Origin of the sequence: Xanthomonas sp. SHU 308, assembly GCF_000364645.1 — a bacterium.
Classification (GTDB): Bacteria; Pseudomonadota; Gammaproteobacteria; order Xanthomonadales; family Xanthomonadaceae; genus Xanthomonas_A; species Xanthomonas_A sontii.
Window position 1 is genome coordinate 1 of sequence record NZ_AQOK01000359.1, and the last position, 1,256, is coordinate 1,256.

The 1,256-nt window shown below is 73.0% G+C and carries 2 protein-coding genes; one reads left to right on the forward strand and one right to left on the reverse strand.

Features of this window, described 5'->3' with window-relative positions; genetic code table 11:
- Window positions 1–98: 98 nt before the first annotated feature.
- Window positions 99–536, reverse strand: a complete 438-nt coding sequence (gene soxR / locus D588_RS0112435) for a redox-sensitive transcriptional activator SoxR (protein WP_010344143.1) — start codon at window positions 534–536, stop codon at window positions 99–101.
- A gap of 101 nt (window positions 537–637) precedes the next feature.
- On the opposite strand from soxR, the gene D588_RS24675 reads away from it, so the two are divergent.
- Window positions 638–1,256: MFS transporter (locus tag D588_RS24675; RefSeq protein ID WP_017916222.1), on the forward strand; the 619-nt coding region annotated here is incomplete at its 3' end.

Below are 1,256 nucleotides of genomic sequence, written 5' to 3' on the forward strand. Positions count from 1 at the left end.
CCTCCTGTCATCGCAGGTGCATGACAGTTGACTCCTACGAAAGCCACGCCGGCGGCCGCAGCGGCATCACGCGTGCTCGCTGCGCGCGCACGCAGCGCTCACTCCTCCGCCCAGCGCTGCGGACCATCGCCGTGCGCGGCCAGGGTGTCGGCCGGGTTGCTGAGCCGGCAGCGACGCAGCGACAGGCAGCCGCAGCCGATGCAGTCGGTGAGCTGGTGGCGCAGGCGGGTCAGCTGCAGGATGCGTGCGTCCAGTTCCTCGCGCCACACCGCCGACATCCGTGCCCACTCGGCGCGGGTCGGGGTGCGCGCGTCGGGCAACTGCGCGAAGGCGGCCTTGACGCTGTCCAGCGGCACGCCGACGCGTTGCGCCACGCGGATCACCGCCAGCCGGCGCAGCACGTCGCGCGTGTAGCGGCGCTGGTTGCCGGCGGTACGCATGCTGCGGATCAGGCCCTTGCTCTCGTAGAAATGCAGCGCCGACACGGCCACACCGCTGCGCGCGGCGACCTGTCCGACGCTCAGTTCCTCCTGCATCGCTTGACCTCGAGTCCGGTTGAGGTTGCATGCTGCACGTGCTGCACGCGCCCACGCAAGTCGCCGCCGGCAGACGTCCACCCTTTTCCCCAGGTTCGCCGATGCAAGACCACGCCACCACCGCCGCTGCTCCACCCGCCCCTGCCGCTGCCGGCTCCGTGCTGGCGCCGGCCTACCGCGCCACCACCGTCGGCATGGTCGCGCTGGTGTCGTTGATCGCCTTCGAGGCGCTGGCGGTGGCCGCGGCGATGCCGACCGTGGCGCGCGAACTGGATGGCCTGCGGCTGTACGCGCTGGCCTTCGGCGGCACTCTGGCCACCAGCGTGATCGGCATGACCGTGGCCGGGCGCTGGAGCGACCTGCACGGGCCGGCGGCGCCGCTGTGGGCCGGCCTGGCCTGCTTCGTCTGCGGGCTGCTGCTGGCCGGCTTCGCCCCGTCGATGGGATTCCTGCTGGCCGGCCGGCTGGTGCAGGGCCTGGGCGCCGGCGCGATCTCGGTGGTGCTGTACGTGCTGGTCGCGCGGCTGTATCCGCAGGCGATCCGCCCGCGCATGTTCGCCGCGTTCTCCGCCGGCTGGGTGGTGCCGTCGCTGATCGGCCCCAGCATCAGCGGGCTGATCGTCGAGCACGTCGGCTGGCGCTGGGTGTTCCTGGCGGTACCGCTGCTGGCGCTGCCGGCGGCGGCGCTGCTGTGGCCGGCATTGCGGCGCCTGCCGCCCG

Bases quoted from the DNA above. Each gene is read 5' to 3' on its own strand.
- soxR (WP_010344143.1), bottom strand. From the start codon at position 536: ATGCAGGAGGAACTGAGCGTCGGACAGGTCGCCGCGCGCAGCGGTGTG.